The following is a 23,289-nucleotide window of genomic DNA, read 5'->3' on the forward strand; positions in this document are numbered from 1 at the left end:
ACAGTCCGCGGGTCTCATTTACATGAATACGCATTTTGAAAGGAGTTGTGCTCACATGAGCTCCATGACAAGCCAAGCGCAAGAGCAAGAGCATGAGCAAGTCAGCATGAAATTCGTCACGCTTGTATCGATCGTAGCCGCCCTCGGAGGATTATTGTTCGGCTTTGATACGGCCGTCGTATCCGGCGCCATCGGCTTCATGCAAACGAGGTTTGATCTGAATGAGGTCGAAGTCGGCTGGGCCGTATCCAGTCTGATTATCGGCTGTATCGTCGGCGCCGCAGCCTCCGGTGTGTTAAGCGACCGATTCGGCCGCAAAAAAGTGCTGATCGCCGCTGCCCTTCTTTTTATTATAGGGTCCATCGGCTCCGCCATCCCGGATACGTTCACAGGCTATGTGATCGCCCGGATGATCGGCGGCCTGGGAATAGGCATTACGTCCACCCTATGCCCACTGTACAATGCCGAAATCGCTCCGGCCCGCTACCGCGGCCGACTTGTCGCCTTGAACCAGTTCGCTACGGTAACCGGAATTTTTCTCGTTTATTTCGTCAATTCCGGTATCGCAGGCTACGGAGACGATGCTTGGGATATCGCCATGGGGTGGCGCTGGATGTTCGGCGTAGGCGCGATTCCCGGTCTGCTCTTCCTGATTCTGCTGTTTTTCGTACCGGAGAGCCCGAGATGGCTGATCAAGCAGGGAAGACCTGTCGAGGCGCTGCCGATTTTGCTTAAAATTCACGGTGAGACGCTTGCACGCCAAGAGGTTTTGGATATTAAAGCATCGTTTCAGCAGGAAAGCGGGTCGCTGCGCCAGCTGTTCAAGCCCGGTCTTCGTATGGCCCTGATCGCGGGCGTCGTGCTGGCTGTGCTGCAGCAGGTCACTGGCATTAATGCCGTTATGTATTACGCGCCGGAAATTTTCAAGGCAACCGGAGCCGGGACGAACGCATCGCTGGTGCAAACCATTCTCGTCGGTCTCATTAATTTCCTGTTTACAATTCTCGCTCTGTGGCTGATTGACAAGGTCGGACGCAAAGCGCTGCTGCTCGCAGGCTCCAGCCTGATGGCGCTCAGCTTGTTCGTGATCGGTGCCGCCTTCCATACAGGCCATACGTCCGGTCCGATCATATTGATCTTCATTTTGCTGTACGTCGCTTCCTTCGCCGTTTCGCTTGGTCCGGTGGTCTGGGTTATTCTGTCCGAGATTTTCCCGAACCGCATTCGCGGAAAAGCGACCGCTATCGCTTCCATGGCTTTATGGATGGCGGATTACATCGTATCCCAGTCGTTCCCTCCGATGCTGAACACGGCGGGTCCGGCAATGACATTCTGGATTTTCGGCATCATGTCGCTGATTACGTTCGCCTTCACTTGGCGTGTCGTTCCGGAGACGAAGGGCAGATCGCTGGAGGAAATCGAATCCCTCTGGTCTTCTTCCCCTTCCTCTGCAGCCAATCCGGATCAAACCCAGGAAGCCGGGTATCCTGCTCCTGATTCGCCTGCAGTCTGGGTGAACGGGAAATAAAGCTTACCCCTTGAACAAAGCTGCACGTACAGGCCATTTGTGCCTCTGCGCGCAGCTTTTTCGTTACAGCTCACCCCTACACGGCCGATTTTCTTGCCATCTCATTGTGTGATACAATCAGACCTATGGCATCCTCCCCCACAGGTGCACCGGTCGTTGGGATGACCACCGTTAGAAAAAAGGTGACTCGTATGAAGGAAAACAAAGATCTGGTCGAAACTATAAATTATGAGATGGCGATCCTCGTCCGCCGGGGTACATCCATGAATCAGGATAAAAAGCTCGGCAACCTGGAGCGTTCCCACTATTTGCTCATGCAGCATCTGGCGGACTACGGGGCCATTGGCGTCAAGGCGTTGGCCGATGAATTTCATCTGGACGTATCCACCGTAAGCAGGCAAGCCGCAGCGCTGGAGGCCAAAGGCTATATTCAACGGCTGCCCGATCCGGAGGACGGGAGAGCAAGCTTCTTTCAGCTTACCGAGCTGGGCATCCGGGAGCTGGCCGATACGAGGGAAGCAAGAATGCAGCGCTACGCCAAGCTGCTGAAGGACTGGTCGGACACCGACCGGCAAAAGTTCGCGGAGCTGCTGACCCGTTTTAACCGTACCTTTATCGATTAAGCGTTGTTTTGCTCAAAGAACGAGGCTTTCCGCCAAAGCCATAACAATGATCATGGCTTGGCGGAGGCCACTGAAAAACGGGCGGAGTGGACGGAATCGTTCTGTAGAAGCGTAAGCGTTCGCCTTTGTCCCCGGATTTAACCCTATTAGCGGGTTGAAATGAAGAAAATCCGGGGACAACAGCAATCGGAAGAAGGATCCGTCCATGAAGCTCGCAGCTTTATCAGTGGCCTCGCTTGGCGGAAAGCCTCTTTTTGTTGTTCTCCTGAATCCCGGATCACGGGATGAGCTTTGTTTGCCTTGCCTTCTCGGCGACGCGCTTCGTGTAACCGCTGAGCGGCTTTTTCAAAGCCAATGCCACCACGTAGCAGATCACAATAAATACGAGCAGCATTAGCAAATCCTTGAGCGCCGTACTCCACAGAATGCCTCCTACCGCCTCCCGCATGACGCCCACCGCATAAGTAAACGGGACGAACGGGTTCAGCATTTGGAAAAATGACGAAGATGTGCTGACCGGGAACGTACCTCCCGAGCTTGAAAACTGAAGCACCAGGAAAATAATCGCCAGCCCTTTCCCGATATTGCCGAACACCGAAACCAGTGTATACGTAATTGTAACGAATACGATACTAATGAGCATTGCGAATAGAACAAAACATAGCTTATTCACCACGTACGTACCCAGCAAGTAAAAATCGCCCAGCGTCACAATCAACGCCTGGCAAAGCCCAATCGTTAAAAAAATGCACATTCGGCCGAAGTATACCTCGTAGCTCTTGTAGCGGTTGTCCGCATCCTCCACATCAACCCTCATCAGGGATACGAGCAGCATTGCCCCCACCCATAGCGACAGCGTCGTATAAAAAGGCGACATCGCCGAGCCGTAGTTCGGGATCGGGTATTTTTTCTCTTCCTTGATCAGCACAGGATTCGCCAGAAAATCGCTTTCCTTCGTCGTATCGTTTTTCAACCAGTCCAACAGCGCCTCCAGATTGTTATTTCCTTCAAGTCGCCGGATTTGATCCGCCGCTTTATGCACCGCCGCCTCGAAATCGGGCAAGTCGTTGCGGACCAGGTCCGCTGTTTGATGCACCGCGCTTTCGATCTCCGGAAACCGGTTTTGATACAAATCGGATACTTTGCGAAGCTCCTCCTCCGCGGCAGGGAGGTCGTTGCGGACAAAATCCGCCGCCTGATGAACCTTCTGCTCCACCTTCGGCAGGTTGCTTTGAATCCAAGGTGCCGCCTCGTTTACGGCCGCCGTGAACTCATTCATCCTGCTTTGGAGCGTGCCCACCGCTTCATGCAGCCGCTGCCGGATTAGCGGCAAATCGTTTTGCAGCGCGTCCAGCTCCTTTTGCGCGAAACGAATACCGATCTGCGCATCCTGCAAAATCGCCTGGATGTCCGGCAGCTTCCCTTTCAGCGCTTGCAGCACGTCCGAAGCATTCGCGGCAACGGCTTGCAGCTGCTTCAGCGCCGCTGCTGCCTTGGGCACGATCTCTGTATCGTACCGTCCCAGCAGGCTCCCGAGCGCACTGCTCGCCTCCTTGGACAACGTGTTCAGACGATCCACGAGCTCCTTCGCGGGCTGCTCGCCCTTTTGAATCGCTGTTCGTATGGCTTGGATCGTTTGAACTTGCTCGTTGAAGTTCGTCTTGATGCTTGTTAAGCGGTTAATGACATCGCTTAATCCGCCTCCCGGCAAGTATTCATTCAGCCGCGTAAACAGATCAATCTGCCGATCCAGTACAGCGACGGCCGTTGTCAGCCGATCTGCGGCAAAGCCGAGCACCGCCACGAATGGCTTCGGATCGATATTCGCCTGCTGCAGCTGCTCCGTGACTTGCGTCACGGCGTCCGCCGCCTGCTGCATCAGAATCAGATTTTGTTTAATGACAGGCGCCATGGTCTGTAAAGCCGCTTCATTTTTTTGCAAAAAGTCGTTCAGCGTTCCGGCAAACGCACCGCCGTTCACCGCTATCGCGTCCAGCTTCGGCAGCGCCTCCAGCGCAGCGGTTACAATACCGTCCGCCTTGCGGGTATCGTCAATGGCCTTGCTGAGCGCCGTCTCCACCTTGTCGAAATTGGCGTCCAGATTCGTCGCAAGCTGAGCTACCCGCTGAATTTCCGGCAGCTTCTCTTGAAGGAGCAGCACCTCCTGCCCAGCCTCGTTGATTTTCGGCCACCGTTCCTCCAGCTTGAGAATCGCCGCTCCCGCTTGATCGATCTCAGGGATGCGCTGCTCCAGCTCGACGATTTTATCGCCCTTTTCCCGGATTTCAGGCAGCTTCTGTTCGATCTCCAGCGCTTTATTTCCCATACCCTCGATATCCGGCAGCCGCTGCTCAAGCTCCAGAATACGGCTCTCGATCTTACGGATTGTCGGCAGCTGCTGCTCGAACTCGATGCCGAGCTCCTTCATTCGTGTCAGCACCGTCTCGCTCACGGTCTTGATAAGGTTTTCACTAATCTGCTGAGTCACGTTCGTCGCGCCCTTATCCGTAATCTTCGGCGCCACCGCATTAAGCTTCTCATTGACCGTGTATACGATTTCCGGCTTCTGCGGGCTCCCATTCACGACACTTGCAATCTTTTCGGAGAAATCGGCCGGAATGAGCAGCCTCGCATAATATTTGCCCTGCTCTACCCCGTGCAGTGCTTCCTCATCCTCGACGAAGGTCCACCCGAGCTGATGGTTGTTTTTGAGGCTTGCCACCACCTCATCGCCGATATTCAACGCCTTTCCCTGCACAGCCGCGCCCTTGTCCTGGCTCGTGACTGCAATTCGGATCCCCGAAGTGTGGCTGTAGGGGTCCCACATCGCCGTCAGATTGATCCAGGCATAGACAGAGGGCAGAATAGCAAGCGCGATCATAAGTAAAAGTCCGGTAGGAACTTTGGCAATGTTCAGCAAATCCGTCTGATAAATGCTGAAAATTTTTTTCATCCGCATTCACCTGATTCCTTCATTTATAGTTTAATCTAACCTTCGTATCCCCTCATCATACCGTAAAGCAGGCTTTAGCCGCATCACCCAATGTACCATAAGACAATGGACGACATACCATGTGGTCAGCCACCTTCATAGAATTTCACGCCGATTGCCGGAGGTACAAGCTTCATGCAGTCCGGGGTGCATAATCTCGCAGGACTCGGGTAACAATGGCAATATGAACAGAAGCCTAATCGAGCATATGACCAAAAGCCCGCTCCGGCGGTCGCTATACCATTTTACAAGAGCACGGAACTTGCCGTCGATAGCCTGTTCGGACGCTTTGTACGCTGCAGCAGTGCTAAGCCCCGGCAGCTCGAACGGTGTTTTCCGCCCCCATACTCTGCAAGCCCGATATGGAGCGCATACCGCCACCCTCAATGCTCACTTGCACATCACCCCCCAGGCCATGGATGCCGATACAACGCCGGAGCAATTCAGGCAATGTCTCGACCGTCATGTGTTCTTCTGGCCGACCTGGCGCGATTGCCAAGCTATGGCCGCTATGTATGCCCGCCGCGAACCCGATGAAGCCTTTGCCATCCTCCAACTGGACGCTGTCCGCTTGCTTTCCGATCATTTCGATAGGGTCAAGCTGTCCAAATACGACTCCGGCAGCTCGCCCCGTTACCCGCACAGGACTTCTTATCGAAAAAGCTGCCGCATGTTTTTGCCTATCGGCCAATTCATGCAAGCTCCCGCTGAGCCTTTCGTCCCGCAAAAGCCTTCCGAGATCAAGGAAATCGTCGTTGAATCCGAGCTGACCTCTCTCCGTTCTTACCTGCAGGCTGTTTACTGCCATGACCCGCTGCTCGTCCCCGCAGCATGGCAATCACTTACGAAGCCAACCTTCAATTAAGGGTAGAGATATATGAATAATGTGTGTATAATAGGATGCGTTGATTATCGGACCCGACTTTTCTGAGAGTGGAAAGTCTTTTTTCTATGAATGAGCTATGACCCACAGAGCGGACCGTGACTTTTCTGAGACTGAAAGGTCAAAAATAAATAAAAGGAGTGGACGTTTCTTTGCTGTACCAAAAACTGAAAAATGCCTGGTTCTTCAACGTCAGAAGGGACCTGCTGTCCGGGATGACCGTTGCCCTGGCTCTTATTCCTGAAGCGATTGCCTTCTCGATCTTGGCCGGAGTAGATCCGATGGTCGGTCTGTACGCATCGTTCTGCATCGCGGTGACGATCTCCATTGTGGGCGGTCGCATGGGGATGATATCCGCTGCTACTGGGGCTATGTCCTCCTTGATGGGACCGATTATCGCCAAGCACGGCATCGAATACTTATTCGCCGCGTCGATCCTGACGGGAGTCATTCAGTATTTGATGGGGGTATTGAAGTTCGGGAAGTTTATTACTTTTATCCCTCATTCAGTTGTAACCGGCTTTGTGAACGCGTTAGCCATCATTATTTTCATGGCCCAGCTGCCTAATTTTAAAGGCGCGAACTGGCAAATGTATGCCATGGTTGCAGCCACGCTTGCGATCATCTATCTTTTGCCGCTGCTGACCAAGGCCGTTCCATCCGCACTCGTCGCCATCATCGTCATGACTATCGTCTCCATCACGCTGCATCTGGATATCCGCACCGTTGGAGATATGGGTCAAATCACGCAGGCTTTGCCCTTTTTCCATGTTCCTGATATCACCCTGTCTTGGGATGCCTTTTGGAGCATTTTGCCCATATCGCTTGCGCTTGCCGTTGTCGGGATTACCGAATCCTTGATGACCGCCACCATCGTTGACGAAATGACGGAAACCAAGAGCGATAAGAACAAGGAGGTCAAAGGACAAGGGATTGCCAATGTCGTATCCGGCTTTTTCGGCGGCATGGCGGGCTGTGCTATGATTGGACAGACGGTCATTAACGTGAAGTCCGGGGGAAGATCCCGTTTATCTACCTTTGTTGCGGGAGTGTTTCTTCTGTTCCTGATCCTCGTGCTCGGAAATGTCGTCAAACAAATTCCAATGGGCGCGCTCGTCGGCGTCATGTTCATGGTCTCCATCGGCACCTTCGACTGGGGCTCCTTGAAAACAATCGCCAAAATTCCACGCAGCGACGCCATGGTGATGGTTGTAACCGTCGCTATCGTCGTGGCTACCTCGGATTTAGCCATCGGGGTGGTATCAGGTGTTGTACTAAGTGCGCTCATCTTCGGATGGAGATCCGCCAAAATTAAAGCGCATGAATCGATTGAAAAGAACGGAACGAAGGTTTATCGCATATCCGGACAGCTATTTTTTGGAACCATGACCTATTTCGTAGATTTGTTCGATTACAAAAACGACCCATCCACCGTCATTATTGATTTTAGTTCCTCTCATGTCTGGGACCATTCGGCTGTCACGGCTATCGCGAAAACGATCTTAAGATACCAGCAATACGATACGAAGGTAACAATTGTCGGATTGAACGAAGACAGCAAAAGGCTTGTGGATCAAGTGGGCTTAGCTGCACCGACAGGCCATTAAAGCAAGGTTAGAAGCACAGACGCGAGGCTACTGCTGCCTTCATGCCTTTCGGGACTTGACCGTAAAGATAGCGCCACTAACAAAAAGAAGCATGCTGGCCTGCAGCGTGCTTCTTTTTTTGTTGGCTTAAGATCGGAACCACCAGGTCTGTCAAGATCTTTGCTCAAGCCTTTTTAACGTAAATATTGACCGATGCGATCAGTAAAGAAAACCGAGAGTTGGAGGATTATCTGCTCCCAATTTTATACACGTCCAGTCCATTTATGTACGATGTCCATCGCGGCAAATACCTGAACTATTAATCTTTCAACCATCGGTTACCGTCCCCTAGCAATCAATATTACATTCCGTCCTTTACATCTATCCATGGACACTACAACTATTGCTTAAATATAATGTTGTTATCAGAGTCAGTGATTTCAATTAGCGTAACGGTACTTTTAGTATCCCCATTTAATATAGGATGTATTAGACCTTTATTCTTTTTGTCCAATTGGACTACATCGCTCTTTCCGTTTGCATACTGAAATTTAATAATATTGGCCTTCTCTAATAAAGTCATGTCATTAAAGACAATAACTGTAAATGGATGCCCTGAGCTTTGCCCTGAAATTGATAATTTAGAATTGCTTTTAAAACTGTAGTATCGATCATTTCTTAGCGTACCGTCTGAGGCAACGTACAGAATATAGTATCCATATTCGGAATCATTTTCGTATAAAATAACTGAGAATGAATCTTCTATTTTCTTTTCATCGATTACATTTAAATTATTTTGAACTGTGAATTTCCGAATCTGTTCAGAGCTTGGGTAAGTGGATACGTTCTTTTCTTTTGAACAACCTGCACCCATTACTATACAAGTTGTAAGAACAAGAATGATTATTGATAATCTCATCTAATCCCATTCCCTTCTAAGCTACCAGTAATAACTCAGCAAATACCCAGAAAACCCCGTTTTTGGTGTACTATATCGAGTTTTCAAGAGGGGGACATGTTCACATCCTCTGCCCCGTTTGTATACCTTGTACGAAAATACCCATAGTGTGGAAAGCAAAATTGTTTTCGTCCCACGAAATCTGCTATCCCCAACTAAGGGCGGACTCCCCGACCTTTTACACTTAACGCCTAATCAAAATCATATCGTCCGTTCGAAATCTCTACCTGACCCGGGAGGAGTATGAACTGATCCACGCTATAGCAGTCCTTAAATTTTATACAATTTTTACCAAAAAATGTTCCTGTTCGGAACGTTTATTCTGGCCCTGCTCACCTACCCGAAAAGAAATAGACCGCCCTGGTCAAAGGTGAACGGTCTATTCCATCGTTGAACCTATTCAAAGCCTACCGCCCTTAAAAGCGGTGAATCCGAACGGGATCAGCACCCCTGCAAATTACTCCCTGAATAAAAAAATGGCTCGCCCGTATTACGCATGCTTTTTGGAAAAAGCAGAGGCTCGGCGAGATCTGTTGATTTAATCTTAAAGGTATACTTAAAGGCTGTCAACCCAGGTGTAAAAAGCACTTTTTCTAAATTTCAGAGCTTTTTATCCCGTCAATCAAAATCATAGCGCTGCTCTTTAAAAGGATCGCCGTACATATGGTAGCCGTTACGCTCCCAGAAGCCTGGTTTATCCTTCGCCATAAATTCCAGGCCGCGGATCCATTTGGCGCTTTTCCAGAAATACAGATGGGGAACGACCGCACGAACCGGGTATCCATGCTCCGGCGAGAGCAGTTGACCATTGTGCTTGAGACCGAAGAAGGACGTATCCCGCAGAAAATCGTCCAGCGGCAGATTCGTCGTCCAGCCATGCTCGGCGTGAAGCATCACGTACTTCGCCTCCGGCTTAAGCTTCACCCGCTTCATTACTTCGCTGACGGCTACGCCTTCCCATACGTTATCGAGCTTCGACCAGGTCGTCACGCAGTGAATATCGTTCTTGAACTCCCTCCGCGGCAGGGCGATGAAATCCTGGTAGCTGAGCGTTACTTCCTCCTCGACCAGCCCGAATACGCGAAAATCCCATTTGCTCATGTCGTTATAGTACGGTACGCTGCCGTAGTGCAGTACCGGAAAGCCTTCGGTTAAGGTTTGCCCCGGCGGAATCCGATCGCTTACATTGTTCCTCGCTTCGTTCTCCATCATTCTATACTCTGCCTCCTTCGTCTCTATTTTTCAAAAGCACTCTTTTCCCTTATTATATCCCTACAGCGGCATGTTCTACCAATCCTTCCTTCATCAGCGGAAACCGAACCTCAACCGTCGTGCCGACATGAACGGTGCTGGTGATCGTTAGCTTACCGCCATGCTGCTCGATAATTCTTCGGCTGACCATCAGTCCAAGCCCCGTTCCTCCCTCTTTCGTAGTAAAGAACGGCTCGCCTAATCGTTTTAACTGATCTTCAGGAATGCCACAGCCTTGATCGGTAATCCGCAGTACGACTTGTTCTGTGTACTTATCTGTCGTAAGCCCCACCTCAATACTGCCTTCCGACGTCATAGCTTCAATCGCATTTTTCAAAAAGTTGATCATCACCTGCTTGATCTGGTTCGGATCGCAATAAATCAACGGGCAGGCTGCCTGCGAATGCAGGTCGATGGCAATATTTTTCATGACCGCCTGCGCGCTGATCAGTGCCGAAACCTCCTCGATCATTTCCTGCATATCGACAGGACGAAGGTGAATCGTCTGCGGCTTGGAGAGCATTAGCAGCTCACTCACAATCAGCTCAATGCGCTCCAGCTCTTCCTTCATAATGGCCAAATATTTAGGGCTGGGTTCTTCGGAGTTTATCATCAGCTGAATGAAGCCTTTCAACGCTGTAAGGGGGTTCCGAATCTCATGAGCCACACCGGCTGCTAATTGGCCGACAACGGACAGCTTTTCCGAATTGCGCAGAAATTCATCCTTCCTCTTTTGCTCCGTCACATCCTTAATCAATACATAGCAGCCCTTCAATTCCTGACGGATGATAATAGGAGCTGGTGTAAGAACCAGATCGATATCCGATCCATCCTTATGACGGATTCGCATCTCATAACAATGATTTGGCCCGCCTTGTAAAATAAACCGGATTCGCTCCTCGGCACTCCCCAGCTCATCAGGGGGGACCAGCCCGGTAAAATGAATCCCTCGAAGCTCCTCCGCGCAATAACCGGAGATTCTTTCCGTAGCCGGATTCGCTGAAATAATATAGCCTTCCATATCCAGCGAGATAATTGCATCGGGACTGTAATTTTTCAGCGACGCATAGCGATCTACCGCCTCTTCGAGCTGCTGCAGTATTTTTTTACGTTCCGTAATGTCCTGCAGCGTGCCCAGCATCTTGTCAGGATTTCCATTCTCGTCGAGCAAGAGTAAGCCTTGAATATGTACATGCTTCAGCTGGTCTTCGAATGTGATAATCCTGCATTCCACATTTAAAGACTCACCGTTTAGCGCCTTATGTATGGAGCCGTCTAGCAGCTCTTTGTCCTCGGGATGGACGAGCTCCGGGAGCAGCTTCTGCTTGTTGGAAAGCTTTCCGGGGTCACGCACGTCAAAAATACGAAGAAGCTGTTCCGACCAAATCGTTTCACCCTCTTGTATATCCCACTCCCAGCTGCCGATACATGCAATCTTTTGCGCTTCGGCCAATTTCTTCTCACTGTCCAATAAGGCTTGCTCGGTCAATGTCCGTTCCGTAATATCCCGGCCTACCCCAATAATCGTTTGCAGCTCCCCTTGTTCGTTACGAAGCAGCTTCAGGGTCGTTTCGAACCATACGTAATGCCCAGCCTTATGCCGTATACGACAGCAAAACTTATCTGAATCCGCGAATTCGCGAACGCCAATCGGCTCTACATCGTCGGGATGAAAAATCTCGAGCAGATGACGGCCGATGAGCTCCTCAGGCTGATAGCCCAACACGTTTACTATGGACGGGGACACATATTCACAAATTCCGTTCGCATCGCTGTAAGTAAAGATATCAATGGCGTTCTCGAGAATCAGTCTCTGCCTCATATCCTTATGAATCCGCTCTGCCTCGGCCAGCTTCCGCCCGGTAATATCCATGAAATGCAGACTCACACAGGCGATCTGCCCATCTGCGCTGAACAAAGGCGAACCCCACAAAGCAACCCACACGATCTCACCTGATTTACGAATATATCTGATTTCCGCCGAGAAATCTGGGCTTACCGAATCGACGGATCCCTCGACTATGTGCTTTACATAGCTGCAGGCTTTTTCCCTGTCGTCAGGGTGCACAAGGAAAGGCGTCTTCAAGCTGACCAATGCGGCTTCCTCATAGCCTAACAATCGACATAGGGCAGGATTTACCTGCTTCCACTGCCCGTCTATTGCGGCTAAGGCCACCCCGATAGGAGCTTGCCAAAAGGCCTGTTCATAATGGATGCGAAAATCTGTGTCCGACGGAATCAAGCTTCGAAAGCCTCCTTTGGTCATGTGCAAAATCTTCCTCTTTAGCCCTCCAAGGCTAGCGGCTTCATTCTTGGCGTCTGCCAGCCTTGCTTGCAAGCCGCTCTACCAGCTCATGTGATGGCAGCACCCGATCGGCACGAAGTAGGCACCTGTCCTGATCATCCAAGCACTGAAGAAAATGCTGCACCGCCCCTGCAAATCCGCGCCGATGAAGAATCGTGTCCCAGCTTCCGAATGCTCCAGCCCGCGGCTCGGCTCCCTGCTCGGACCATACGGCGGATTCCATATTGACAACCTCAGCCGTCCGGTAATTTCCATACAGCTCGAGCTTCTCCAGATCGCTCCCTGTCCTGCGGGCCATACTGAATTGGCCAAAGCGGACACCAAAAGCGCCCTCCTCCGCAGGTTGACCGAATACCAGACTCCCCGTCCCCAATAACAACTGGTCTTCCTCATTCGTGCTCTGGTGATACTGCAATTGCTCGTAATGTTCACCACCCAGCCATAGCAAAAGATCCAGCATGTGAATCAAATCATCGTAAAGCGTATGCTTCGCGCTGTGCTGCTGCAGCTTGGTCCGGTGCTTAAGCACCGTGCATTGCTCAAACCCGCCTGCTTCCTCGAGCCATGCCTTGGCTTGTATGTACATCGGTGCAAATCGTCGGTTAAAGCCGACACCAAGCAGAAGGCCCTGCTCAAGAGCGAACTCTGCCATTCGGACAGCTTCCGAGTAATTGTAGGATAACGGCTTGTCTACATACACCGCTGTCCCCTGACGCAAGCACGTCATAACGAGATCGTAATGGGTTTCTGTCGGGCTATGGATAAACACAGCGTCCAGCTTCGATTCCAGCATGGCCTCAAGGGAAGGATACCGTCCCTGAATACGGTATTGATCGGCAATCCGTTCTACGGTTGATGCCGTACGGCTGCTTACTGCAGCCAGCTCCACCTGCGGGTCCGCCGATAGAAGCGGCAGGTATACTTTTTGCGCGATATCTCCCAGTCCGATAAGTCCTACTCTCTTTTTCATATGCCCTTTGACCCACCCTTACAAAAAATTGACATGCCTTAAATCGACAAATCTCTTTAATATGCTGTTGCGCTTATGGTAGAATAGGAATATTGATCGTTTTATCAATTTGCTTTCCATCTGGGGGACAGCCTTCATGTTCAAAAAACATTACTGGATCTTGTTCAGCTCCATTGTCGTTTTCGCGGGCTTGATCGCTGCAGCGATCGCTCTGCAATCCGAGCTATTTTTGTATGCGGCCAGCGGTATTCCAATCGTCATCTTTTATGTACTGCCTGACATCAAGCAAAATCAATTTATCCGCTCCGACAAAGATCGCGATAAGTTCAAGCTGGTTCAGCAAACAGGCAGCGGCGAGCCGCTGATGATTCTTTCGTTCGAGCCTGATTTCGTCCGTTGGGAATGCAGCAAGCTGTACTTCCATCTGAACGATATAATAACCGATGTCCCGGCCGCAAGTGCTTCTTCGACAGATACGGAAGCTTCCGTTTCCGTGCTCGCGTTCGACTTGTCGCCCCATCCCAAGAAAACAGGGTGGGTCGGAATCGACCTGGAGCAGCTCACTCAACGATTGGCTAATCTGTCCTACACAACGGATGAGGTAACCCGCTTCGTGATGCAGGTACAGGATTTGGAAGATATCGCCCTGCAGATGATGGGTTCTACCACAACTGCTCCCCTTGCTAAGAACAAAAGTAAGAGCAAAAGCATTTCCGCCTGAGATCTTATGACACTCTAGCAGCAGCCCAACCGCCTTGCACATTGACGTGAAGGCGGTTTTCTATGTGCAGCTTATTTGTAATACGAAACCGCCGTCTCCTGAACGACCTTTTGCATCGGCAAGTGGTAAGGGCATTTCTGCTCGCACAGCGGTTTCTCTTTACAGGGCTCGTAGTCCGCACAGGACATGATGCTCTCCTTCTGCTTCTCATAAAATCCCAAGCCCTTGGGCAGCAAGCCGAACGTATTGCGAATCTGGCTGGAGATCATAATATCCGGTATCGTTACACCGATCGGACAGGAGCAATAATTGCAGCGTCTGCAGTTATGCGCCCCCAGCTGCTGAGCGAGCTGCTCCAGCTCCTGGCGTTCCTCCGCTTCGACCTCAAGCTCCATTGCGGCCAAGTTTTGCTTCACTTCATCCACGCTGACCATTCCCGAGATGATCACATTCACATCCTGGCTATACGGATAACGGATCGCTTTCTCTACCGGCTGAATAAACCCTCCGGACAACGGCTTCATGGCGACTTTGCCCATGCCCATTTTCGTTAAGGTCGGAATCAATTCATCCAGAGCAAACGGCTGTGCCAGATTCAAATGAAATAACACTTGATCGAACTGTCCCTTGGCAACCCACTTGGTCAACAGCTCGGGACGATGTCCCGTGATGCCGATAAAACGAACCTTTCCTGCAGCTTTCATCTCAAGTGCCGCCTGATAAGCCCCATTCTCCGCCATGGCTGCCTTATAATCATCGACATAGTTTACGTAGTGTATTTGCAGCAAGTCGATAACATCCGTTTTCATCCGCACCAGACTGCGTTCGATTTCTTCCTTGGCCGAGGCATAATCCCTCTTGTTCGTCTTCGTCGCGAGAAAATATTCCGACCGGCGATGCGAGATGCTCTGCCCGATAATTTCTTCGCTGTTGCGGTAGCCTGCCGCCGTATCAATATAATTAATTCCATGATCCAAAGCATAGTTCAAAGCCGCATCCGCTTGTTCGAACGGGACGCCCGGCAAATTCATAGCCCCAAAGCCTAGTGCGGACACCCGGTGCCCGGTTTGACCAAACATACTATATCTCATGGTTCTTTTCCCCTATTCGTGTAGTTTTTAATTCCTACTTTCCCTCTCCACAATTCACTATTTTATCACATCTGTACCCCTCCGTCATGACAGCGTTTAAATTTTGCGCAAAAAAAACACGGCAGCCCATGATGGCCGCCGCGCTGCATTTTTACACCCGCTAAAGCCCAGTTGTTTCCTTTCAACAAACGCTTCAAGTGAAATGAATACATACCAAACCCTCGTTACTCATTCGTTCCACTACGCATCCGTCGAAACCCTGGGATATGTAACCTGATCCAGAACCGCCTCATCCTTTTTGCGATCATCGGACTTTTTGTCCTTTTCCTGCTCTTTTTTGCGGTCATTGTCTTTATTCTGATTATCTTTCTTATTATCGTCTACACGCTTGTCATCCTTGGTGTCATTTTTCCTGTTGTCATCTTTCTTGCTGTTGTCATTTTTATTGTCATTTTTATTGTCATTTTTATTATCATTCTTGCTGTCATTCTTTTTGTTGTCGTCTTTCTTGCCATCATCTTTATTGCTGTCGTCCTTCTTGTTGTCATCCTTCTTGTTGTCATCATTTGAATCATCGTTCTTATCCCCAACGGGACGTGTGCCGGGCGTAATGGCTCCCGGCTTATTGCTCCCTGATGAGGACGTATTCGGCTTGGACGGAACAGAAGGCTTTTTATTATCGTCATCCTTCTTGTTATCATCTTTTTTGTTATCGTCTCTTTTATCGTCGTCTTTTTTGTTATCATCCTTCTTATCTTTATCTTTGGAAGAATTAGTAGATGAATTATTGCTGCCTGAGCTGCCGGTGTTTCCGGAGCCAGGCTTCTTCTGATCGTTCTTGGTATTGCTGTTCCCCTTGCTATTGTCTTTGTTAGATTTTTCCTTTTTCTTCTCCTCTAGCTTCTTGTCAAGCTCTCCCGATTTTTCTTCCTCTACCAGCTTTTTAAATGCATCTTTGGTCGGCATCTTGTTCGGCTGCGCTATGGCATCCTTAGCATCACTATTGTCCTTCACCAATTGATGGACCGATTCTTTCTTCAGATCGTCAATCGTTACAGGGATCCCATTGCTTTTTGCATTCAAGTAAACCGAATATTTCCCCATCGAAACGCCGGATTTACTAGCTTCGTCACGAATCTCTTGCGGCGCTGCAAAAGCTTCCACCTGATAAGCACTCACTTGATTCGGATGTGTCGTCTTAATGTGGTCTGTCACCTGCTGTCGAAGCTTCTCGGCGATTTGCTCATCACTCAGCTTGGCCTGTGCTTTTACGACAGAGCTCGCGATAACAATATCCGCCTCGCCCCGCGCGAGAGACTTCTGCTCCGCCTTATCCAACAGGGAAGCAGTTACAGATTCCATTGATTTTCCCTTATAGTTGATTGCTTGAATCAACTCTGAGCCGTCATCATTCAGGCCGCGAAGCTCGAGCACTTGCTCCTTTTCATCAATCCCCATCTCAACAGATGGATTAATGTCCAGTGACACATAGGCAACGACTTCGGAGCTGCCCATTTTGCCGGCGAAGCTGGCGAATACGACCAGGCAGAACACGACCGCAGCAACCAATGCTGAACGGCCGGCTACAGACGGACTGCGCCAATTGACGCCAGTGTCAGCGTAGATGATTTCCTCTCCGATCTCACAGGATCGGTTTTTGCGGGAAATCCGGTCAAATTTGCCGTCCTGACGCATAACGATGATACTTTTGTCCGTCATCTCCATGACGATGCCTTTATTCATTTACTTCCCTCCCCTCCGTCGGTTCTTCTTCATCCTTAATATAGAGATAATCACGAAGATAAGGATAAGGCCCGTTATATATTAAAGCGACAGCAATAATAAACTTACGGTTTCTTTCCAGCGTCTTCCGGGATACCTTCACCATGTCGAGCAGCTCCTTGATCGGCAGCATACGTTTCGTCAACATGATCCGCATCAAATTATAGTCGGCAGACAGCTTCTTCCCGATTACAAATAACGCTTGTCGTGAATCGTCATGCTTCGGGGAACCGTCCACCAAATCTGAAAACTGGATACCAAAATCAGCCAAACAACGGTTCAATTCAATAATTTCGCTCCGCCGCTCCTCCATTCCTTTCTGCTTTTCGTACTGCTCAATCGCTTGGTGAATTTCCACCGGATTGACGATGTTATCTTCCTCGTCCTCCACATCGAACTGGCTGTAAGGAATCTGCTGCGAGAAGCGCTGCTCCTTACGGACATAATCGATCAGACGGCGCCGCATCACCTGCTCGGCAAAGCCTAGAAACGATCGGCCCGCCTGCGGGGAGAACTGGTTAATCGCTTCGTTAAACGCGCCTAAAGCAATACTAAATTCATCATCTCTTGCCGGGTCCACATATCTTTTGCAAAATCGGCTTGCGACCTTCGCAACATACGGCTGGTAATCCGTAATAAACTGGTTGCGCAGGCGTAAATCACCCTCTTGAATCCGAATCACGACTTGCTCCGGTGTTTGTGAATCCGATATTTCAGGGTGGGGAGTCTGACGTTTTCCAAGAAATTTCTTAAATAAAACGAGCAGCAATCTTTCCACCTCACACTTATAAATTTTCGCTGTCACGGTGTTGGTTACGGGGGTACATCGTCTAAACGTCTTCGCCGTCTTTTGGAGAGGGCATGCGTTACCTTCCACATTATATCACAGGTTATTGCTGGAATCCCGTCCACCCGCTTCAATAAAGAAACGACGCCCCTGGAGTAGAGACGTCGTCATGTACCATTATGTCAAGCCACGCATCGTTTTCTTGTTCTTCAACTTGCTCTTGCGCTGGCTTAAGATATTCAGCCTTCGTTTCAGCTGCTCTTCCCACTCGACATCGCCCCATGTCTTGGCTACCATCAACAGATCCAACGACATGTCTATTTGGCTGCGTACCACCTCAAGAGGATCTTCGTCCTCGTGGTTTACACAGTTCTCATATAATTCCGCTTCGCTCCGGTTCTCTACATATTCTTGAAAATCAACCTCCATAGCGCCGTCACCGTGCGCATATTCGGCCAGGATATCGTATTCGTTCTCGACCAGATGATGTACCTCCACCCGGTGACATACCGGACAAAAAACGATGGGCACATTATGAATCTGGGTTCGTATATGTTTTAAGGTTCCTTTAGTTCCAATCATACTGGCGCCACAGCAAAAACTCATCAACCACGCCTCCTCAAGGATAACCGGCTTCACTGCTTACTCCCACCCCGCTGCTTAAGCAGCTTCATTGGAAACAGCGGCTCCGCGGCTTGCTAAAAAACCGATTCCGTAGATATTCGACCTTACCAGGGCAAAATCCTCTTTTTTTGACAAGAACGGCCACTGTTAAATGTTTCCTCCACTACTCAGTCGGGTTAGTCCCCCTGCTATGTATTACTTGCAGCTATCATTCGTTACCCGATTATTCCACTGTATGAATCTACAGCCCTCATTTATGATGGGCCAACGTCTAATTTGCTTTTTCCACGCATAAGTTGAAATGAAAAGACGATTTTGAAGGGAGAGGGTATCCCAATGAAGTATATTCCGATCGGCTGCAAGCAAATTTCCTTCGTACGCTATGACGACCAATCCTCCGAAATCCACATTCAATACCATACGGGGCAAACCCAGGTATGTAATGGTATCAACCAGGATCAGGTGCAGAGGCTGCTGCAATCGGATAATCCCTACGACTTGATTATGCATTGGACCCATCGCCCCCAGACCGCTCAGCAAGCTTAAACCCTATAACGCCAAAAGGCCGGCTGCTGCGGCCCACCATCTCCGCTTTCGGGTGGAGATTTTATTTTTTATAACCTCTCGATAGTATAGTTCTCGCAAAAGAGGCAATAGTAGAATCATAGACTATCATTTGAATTCACGAGGATAATCGGCTTCGGCGGTTTTAAAGAACCGTTATTTTATGAAAAAATTTTCAAAAAGAGCCGTAGTATCCGTTTTCATAGCTTCGGGTGGGATTGACCGTCCAGGAAGAAAAAGGTACTCTGAATGAAAGATATGATACACTCCCAGATATAAAGGATGTGGTTCGATTGCCAAGACACTTAGTCATCGGAAACGGGAAGTTTTTGATCAACCTAGACCGTCACACGTACATGCGAGATTTATATTATCCTTATGTAGGGCAATTAAACCACGTCGGTGGATATCAATGCAGAGTGGGGTTATGGGTAGACGGCGCTTTCTCGTGGCTGAGCGATCCGGAATGGGATTTCCAGCTTTCTTATGTAGAGGATTCTCTTATTACTGAAGTCACCGCAACGCACCCTCGTCTCGGAATCACGCTGCTCATTAACGATGGCGTGCACCAGCGGGAAGACATTTACTTGAAGCGCGTTCAAATTCACAATCAATGGGACACCGTACGCGAGGTCCGGGTATTCTTCAACCAGGATCTTGTCATTAATGAAACAGAGGTTGGCGATACGGCAGCCTATTATCCTGTCAATAATACGGTGTTTCATTATAAAAAAGATAAATATTTCATGTTCAGCGGCAGTACCGGCCCTGAAGGCGTATATCAGTATACAACCGGTGTCAAACGGTTTTATAATGCGGAAGGCACCTGGCGCGATGCAGAGGACGGCCATTTGATGGGCAACGCCATCGCCCAAGGCTCCGTCGACAGCACGATCAGCTTCCGGCTGCACGTCCCCCCGAATTCGGATGAAACGATGTATTATTGGATGACCGCAGGTAAAAACCTCGAGGAAGTCAAAAAGCTTGATGCATACGTCAAAGACAGCCATCCTGGGAAGCTGCTCGACCGTGTTAAAGTGTACTGGCAGCGTTGGGTAAATAAATCGGAACGGGAATATGGAGATTTGAATCCCGACGTCATTCGCATGTATAAGCACAGCCTGCTGATCGTTCGCACCCAGACGGATGTGAACGGGGCGATAATCGCGGCGAATGATTCCGACATTATGCAGAGCAACCGCGACCATTACAGCTACATGTGGCCGCGTGACGGCGCATTGATCGCCTATGCGATGTCCATGGCCGGGTACCAGGGAATGATTACACCGTTTTTCCATTTTTGTGCCAATGTGTTATCGCCCGAAGGCTACTTGCATCACAAGTATAACCCTGACGGAACGGTCGGCTCCAGCTGGCATCCTTACATCCATGCAGGGAAAACGCAGCTTCCGATCCAGGAGGACGAAACCGCTCTCGTGCTGTTCGCCCTGTGGCAGGATTTTCAGAAGCACTCCGTCATCGAGCTTCCTCAAGCCTTGTATCGCAAGCTGATCCGCGGCTCCGCCCGGTTCATGTCGAGCTACATCGATCAGGAGCTGAACCTGCCTAAGCCAAGCTATGACTTGTGGGAGGAGCGTTACGGCATCTTCACCTTCACCGCCTCGGCCGTGTACGGCGGTTTGATTGCGGCGGCCAACTTCTGTAACTTGTTCGGGGATGAGGAGCGCAGCAGCCGGTACCGCCATACGGCCGAGCGAATCAAATCCGGCATGCTGAAGCATTTGTGGGATGAAGAGGAGAAGCGCTTTGTCCGCGGCCTCTATCTGGAGAATGGCCAGTGGGTTAAGGATCGCACCTATGAAAGCAGCGTCTACGGTATTTTCGAATTCGGCGTGCTGCCTGCCGATGACGAGCGGGTCGTCAGCACGATGCGGGCGAACAAAGAACGGCTCACCATCAAGACCGACGTTGGCGGCGTTGCGCGTTATTATCACGACTACTACTTCCAACGCTCCTCTGATATCGAGAACGTGCCGGGCAATCCCTGGATCATCTGTACCCTGTGGATTGCCGAGTGGGAAATCGAGTGTGCGAAGACGCTGGCGGATCTCGAAACACCTCGCCGTACGCTCGAATGGGTCGTGAAGCACGCCATGGAGAGCGGCGTTCTGCCGGAGCAGCTCGATCCGTTCGACGGCGGGCCGGTATCTGTAGCCCCGCTGACCTGGTCGCATGCCACTTATGTGCTGACCGTAGTTAAGTATACGGAGAAATTCAAAAAGCTCCAAGGCAATAAATAAGCCAGGGCTAGTAAGCATACAAAGCATCGCTGTCCGACAGGGCACGCAAGGATAAACGGCTTCGCCATCTTTCCAGGTGGCATGCGTTTGTCAAGGCTGTCAAGCCCTTTCAAAGATGAGCGACCGCGTTCAGCGGTAGGTTTTATATCGCTCGAAGAAGACGCCTCCATCCCACGCAAAGCGGTTTGGAGGCGTCTTTTTCACGCGGAGCGCAAACGACGTGCCGTTTCCTCTTGGATTCGAACGGAGAGCTTAGAACAGCGCCGTTCCGGCTATAGCTGCCGGCTGTCCTGTATCTTAGCGCCTTTATCCGGTACGAACGATTGCTTGTATTCCACAAGCTCAATATCACAGCCTGGACCAATCGTTACCCGATTGCCCCGGACGACCTTGGCCGTCGTATGCTCCAGCACAATTTCGTCGCCCTCGATGATCTCCGCATGCAGATGCTTTGCCGCAAATTGAGGCAGAAACGGATTCAACAGCGTAGAAAGCCCGCTTTTGGCACGCACCTCAATTTTCTCCCCGCCTATTTCTTTGGCCCGGCAGGAGAAGAACATCGTAATATCGATGAACCCCGCATTCAGCAGCCCATCGATTTGAAATCCGCCCTTGGCATGGAACGTTTCGGCTTCACAGTCACCTTCAATCGTCGCGCCGCCCTCCAAACGAATCGTGTCACATGCCGCATTGCCATGAATGTTGACGCTGCCCTTCAGCTTGAGCTCATTACAGGTAAATTTCCCATCGAACGTACCTTCACCATTCACTCTCATCTTACCTGCATGAACCGGCCCGCGGATGTGACCAGAGCCGTTGATCTCCACAGCGTCCGCCTTCAAGCCTCCCTCAATTTCACCCTGGCCGTTAATGTGCAGCAGCGCGCATTCCACATCCCCATGCAGGGTGCCGGCTCCATTGATTTTCACATGACGAAAGGAGCCGCCCGAGGAAGTCCCGTGTCCGTTAATAATCTGATCACGCTTTGGTTCTTGTTCCATCCCAATATCCCTCCACTTGGTTGATTCGCTTCATGAAGAGGTCAGCTTCATGTTCAGCTGCTCTACGCATTCCGCAATCGAAATCGACACCACCACACGAATTCTGGATTCAAAAAACAGCTCGCTCGGGTTCGATACCAGAACAAAGCCGGAGGCTCCCATTTTCCGAAAAAAAACGATTCGGCATGGTTTTCCCTGCACCTTCGGATAATGATCGTGAAGTGTTTGGAGCAGCCCCTTCCCTTCATCCAGTGTCATCTCCCCAGTTTGCAGCAGTTTATCAAGGATATACATACTCAGGATTGCCTGAAAGCTGTACGTGCCGCTGGCGCCCTGCTGCTCCATATAAAATCCAATCGCCTCTACCGAAACAATGTTACGTTCTTTGATTTGCAAGCTCGTTAACATAAGGTCGTTCACATTCGGCGAGAAGACATCGGCCAATTCATCCAAGGATAAATCGTCTTTCATATGGACGATCTTATCGATTCGCGACAAAATGCTTTGCCTCGGGAAAAAGGTCTCCTGTCCCGTGAAGGTCGATTTACGAATAAACCAGTCCTCCGGGATGAGGTTTTTCCGTTTCCAGCGGTACAGCTGCCCGTATGAAATGCCTGTAAGCTCCAGCAAATCCTTTTTGGAAATTAAATCTTGATCGTTCATGACCAGATAGCACCTCCTTACTACAATTATCGTAACATAACATTGTTACGTTGTAAATGGGTAAAAAAAAGCCCCGCCATATCATTTAGCGGAACTTTAAAGTTCACCGCTTCTCCGGCCGGGACCTCTGAACGGTTATTTGGTTTATTCGTGCCCGTATGTATCCTGGTATCGGTCGGCGTCCCACAGCTCATCAAGCTCCGTCGCATTATCCGGCTCCAGGATGATCATCCAACCATGCTCATACGGCGAAAGGTTGATCGCACCCGGATTGTCCAACAGCTTGGCATTCACGGCCGTCACTTTCCCTGATACCGGAGCGTACATCTCGGACACGGTTTTCACCGATTCCATGCTGCCGAACGGCTCGCCTGCAGTGAGATGGTCCCCCACCTGCGGCAGCTCGACAAACACGATCGTGCCCAGCTCCTCCTGGGCGAAATCCGTCATGCCGATGACCGCCCGGCCCCCTTCCATCCGCACCCACTCATGGTTCTCGCTATACTTTAGATTCTTTAATACTTCCACTGATTGTCCTCCTGACATATCCCCCAAAAGTGAGTAAATCACTAGGGCTCCATTTACATTAAGGCGAGCACACGTGCCTTGTTTCACGGTTCATACCTCTTCTGCCTCTATCCCAGACAAAAAAAATCCCTCTAGCTGCAGTATAGCAGACCGGAGGGATTTTTTGAAATA

At 50.2% G+C, this 23,289-nt stretch carries 19 protein-coding genes; 7 read left to right on the forward strand and 12 right to left on the reverse strand.

Going from position 1 to position 23,289, the window contains the following annotated elements:
- Positions 1–55 precede the first annotated feature (55 nt).
- Complete coding sequence (locus CF651_RS00065; RefSeq protein WP_094012800.1) at positions 56–1,528, forward strand: sugar porter family MFS transporter; 1,473 nt, start codon at positions 56–58, stop codon at positions 1,526–1,528.
- Positions 1,529–1,719: 191 nt separating this feature from the next.
- Positions 1,720–2,151: a MarR family winged helix-turn-helix transcriptional regulator gene (locus tag CF651_RS00070; RefSeq protein WP_094012801.1), complete on the forward strand. Its 432-nt coding sequence runs from the start codon at positions 1,720–1,722 to the stop codon at positions 2,149–2,151.
- Positions 2,152–2,428: 277 nt separating this feature from the next.
- Here CF651_RS00070 and CF651_RS00075 read toward each other — a convergent pair whose 3' ends face one another.
- Entirely contained in the window at positions 2,429–5,104 is a 2,676-nt protein-coding gene (locus CF651_RS00075; RefSeq protein ID WP_094012911.1) for a YhgE/Pip domain-containing protein, read from the reverse strand.
- A gap of 223 nt (positions 5,105–5,327) precedes the next feature.
- Here CF651_RS00075 and CF651_RS31850 point away from each other — a divergent pair, with 223 nt between their 5' ends.
- Complete coding sequence (locus tag CF651_RS31850) at positions 5,328–6,008, forward strand: DUF7002 family protein (RefSeq protein ID WP_144028997.1); 681 nt, start codon at positions 5,328–5,330, stop codon at positions 6,006–6,008.
- A 173-nt stretch (positions 6,009–6,181) separates the two neighbouring features.
- On the forward strand, positions 6,182–7,633 hold the full coding sequence (locus tag CF651_RS00085) for a SulP family inorganic anion transporter (protein ID WP_094012912.1): 1,452 nt from the start codon (positions 6,182–6,184) through the stop codon (positions 7,631–7,633).
- Between the two features lie 379 nt (positions 7,634–8,012).
- Here the strand turns inward: CF651_RS00085 and CF651_RS00090 are convergent, their stop codons facing one another.
- The 4 genes from CF651_RS00090 to CF651_RS00105 form a co-directional block, all read right to left on the reverse strand.
- Positions 8,013–8,531 (reverse strand): hypothetical protein, encoded by a 519-nt coding sequence (locus CF651_RS00090; protein WP_094012803.1) that lies wholly within the window; start codon positions 8,529–8,531, stop codon positions 8,013–8,015.
- Between the two features lie 657 nt (positions 8,532–9,188).
- Positions 9,189–9,782, reverse strand: coding sequence for a sulfite oxidase-like oxidoreductase (locus CF651_RS00095; protein WP_094012804.1), 594 nt, complete (start codon positions 9,780–9,782; stop codon positions 9,189–9,191).
- A 52-nt stretch (positions 9,783–9,834) separates the two neighbouring features.
- Positions 9,835–12,087 (reverse strand): PAS domain S-box protein, encoded by a 2,253-nt coding sequence (locus CF651_RS00100; RefSeq protein ID WP_094012805.1) that lies wholly within the window; start codon positions 12,085–12,087, stop codon positions 9,835–9,837.
- Between the two features lie 40 nt (positions 12,088–12,127).
- Positions 12,128–13,096, reverse strand: coding sequence for a Gfo/Idh/MocA family protein (locus CF651_RS00105; RefSeq protein ID WP_094012806.1), 969 nt, complete (start codon positions 13,094–13,096; stop codon positions 12,128–12,130).
- 136 nt (positions 13,097–13,232) lie between these two features.
- On the opposite strand from CF651_RS00105, the gene CF651_RS00110 reads away from it, so the two are divergent.
- On the forward strand, positions 13,233–13,817 hold the full coding sequence (locus CF651_RS00110; protein WP_094012807.1) for a hypothetical protein: 585 nt from the start codon (positions 13,233–13,235) through the stop codon (positions 13,815–13,817).
- Between the two features lie 71 nt (positions 13,818–13,888).
- Here the strand turns inward: CF651_RS00110 and CF651_RS00115 are convergent, their stop codons facing one another.
- From CF651_RS00115 to CF651_RS00130, 4 genes are all read right to left on the reverse strand, one after another.
- A complete protein-coding gene (locus CF651_RS00115) occupies positions 13,889–14,908 on the reverse strand; it encodes an aldo/keto reductase (RefSeq protein WP_094012808.1) in 1,020 nt (339 codons plus the stop codon).
- 240 nt (positions 14,909–15,148) lie between these two features.
- The gene (locus CF651_RS00120) at positions 15,149–16,651 is read right to left on the reverse strand and encodes an anti-sigma-I factor RsgI family protein (RefSeq protein WP_094012809.1); all 1,503 of its coding nucleotides are present in this window, start codon (positions 16,649–16,651) and stop codon (positions 15,149–15,151) included.
- Positions 16,644–17,459: an RNA polymerase sigma factor SigI gene (gene sigI, locus CF651_RS00125; RefSeq protein ID WP_094012810.1), complete on the reverse strand. Its 816-nt coding sequence runs from the start codon at positions 17,457–17,459 to the stop codon at positions 16,644–16,646. Before sigI ends, CF651_RS00120 begins: the two co-directional genes overlap by 8 nt.
- A 195-nt stretch (positions 17,460–17,654) precedes the next feature.
- Positions 17,655–18,083 carry a hypothetical protein gene (locus CF651_RS00130; RefSeq protein WP_094012811.1) on the reverse strand — a complete coding sequence of 143 codons (429 nt, stop codon included), beginning with the start codon at positions 18,081–18,083 and terminating at the stop codon, positions 17,655–17,657.
- Between the two features lie 354 nt (positions 18,084–18,437).
- On the opposite strand from CF651_RS00130, the gene CF651_RS00135 reads away from it, so the two are divergent.
- Both CF651_RS00135 and CF651_RS00140 read left to right on the forward strand, forming a co-directional pair.
- Positions 18,438–18,647, forward strand: coding sequence for a hypothetical protein (locus tag CF651_RS00135; RefSeq protein ID WP_094012812.1), 210 nt, complete (start codon positions 18,438–18,440; stop codon positions 18,645–18,647).
- 311 nt (positions 18,648–18,958) lie between these two features.
- Positions 18,959–20,926, forward strand: a complete 1,968-nt coding sequence (locus CF651_RS00140; RefSeq protein WP_179232625.1) for a glycoside hydrolase family 15 protein — start codon at positions 18,959–18,961, stop codon at positions 20,924–20,926.
- A 272-nt stretch (positions 20,927–21,198) separates the two neighbouring features.
- Here the strand turns inward: CF651_RS00140 and CF651_RS00145 are convergent, their stop codons facing one another.
- The 3 genes from CF651_RS00145 to gcvH form a co-directional block, all read right to left on the reverse strand.
- Complete coding sequence (locus CF651_RS00145; RefSeq protein WP_094012813.1) at positions 21,199–21,927, reverse strand: bactofilin family protein; 729 nt, start codon at positions 21,925–21,927, stop codon at positions 21,199–21,201.
- A 30-nt stretch (positions 21,928–21,957) separates the two neighbouring features.
- On the reverse strand, positions 21,958–22,590 hold the full coding sequence (locus tag CF651_RS00150; protein WP_094012814.1) for a YhbD family protein: 633 nt from the start codon (positions 22,588–22,590) through the stop codon (positions 21,958–21,960).
- 144 nt (positions 22,591–22,734) lie between these two features.
- Complete coding sequence (gcvH, locus tag CF651_RS00155; RefSeq protein ID WP_094012815.1) at positions 22,735–23,118, reverse strand: glycine cleavage system protein GcvH; 384 nt, start codon at positions 23,116–23,118, stop codon at positions 22,735–22,737.
- Between the last annotated feature and the right edge of the window lie 171 nt (positions 23,119–23,289).

The sequence above is a fragment of the Paenibacillus rigui genome, from assembly GCF_002234615.1.
Classification (GTDB): domain Bacteria; phylum Bacillota; class Bacilli; order Paenibacillales; family NBRC-103111; genus Paenibacillus_S; species Paenibacillus_S rigui.

Coding starts and splice junctions, on each gene's coding strand:
- CF651_RS00065 (WP_094012800.1), top strand. CDS start 56: ATGAGCTCCATGACAAGCCAAGCGCAAGAGCAAGAGCATGAGCAAGTC.
- CF651_RS00070 (WP_094012801.1), top strand. CDS start 1,720: ATGAAGGAAAACAAAGATCTGGTCGAAACTATAAATTATGAGATGGCG.
- CF651_RS00075 (WP_094012911.1), bottom strand. CDS start 5,104: ATGAAAAAAATTTTCAGCATTTATCAGACGGATTTGCTGAACATTGCC.
- CF651_RS31850 (WP_144028997.1), top strand. CDS start 5,328: ATGAACAGAAGCCTAATCGAGCATATGACCAAAAGCCCGCTCCGGCGG.
- CF651_RS00090 (WP_094012803.1), bottom strand. CDS start 8,531: ATGAGATTATCAATAATCATTCTTGTTCTTACAACTTGTATAGTAATG.
- CF651_RS00095 (WP_094012804.1), bottom strand. CDS start 9,782: ATGATGGAGAACGAAGCGAGGAACAATGTAAGCGATCGGATTCCGCCG.
- CF651_RS00100 (WP_094012805.1), bottom strand. CDS start 12,087: ATGACCAAAGGAGGCTTTCGAAGCTTGATTCCGTCGGACACAGATTTT.
- CF651_RS00105 (WP_094012806.1), bottom strand. CDS start 13,096: ATGAAAAAGAGAGTAGGACTTATCGGACTGGGAGATATCGCGCAAAAA.
- CF651_RS00110 (WP_094012807.1), top strand. CDS start 13,233: ATGTTCAAAAAACATTACTGGATCTTGTTCAGCTCCATTGTCGTTTTC.
- CF651_RS00115 (WP_094012808.1), bottom strand. CDS start 14,908: ATGAGATATAGTATGTTTGGTCAAACCGGGCACCGGGTGTCCGCACTA.
- CF651_RS00120 (WP_094012809.1), bottom strand. CDS start 16,651: ATGAATAAAGGCATCGTCATGGAGATGACGGACAAAAGTATCATCGTT.
- CF651_RS00130 (WP_094012811.1), bottom strand. CDS start 18,083: ATGAGTTTTTGCTGTGGCGCCAGTATGATTGGAACTAAAGGAACCTTA.
- CF651_RS00135 (WP_094012812.1), top strand. CDS start 18,438: ATGAAGTATATTCCGATCGGCTGCAAGCAAATTTCCTTCGTACGCTAT.
- CF651_RS00145 (WP_094012813.1), bottom strand. CDS start 21,927: ATGGAACAAGAACCAAAGCGTGATCAGATTATTAACGGACACGGGACT.
- CF651_RS00150 (WP_094012814.1), bottom strand. CDS start 22,590: ATGAACGATCAAGATTTAATTTCCAAAAAGGATTTGCTGGAGCTTACA.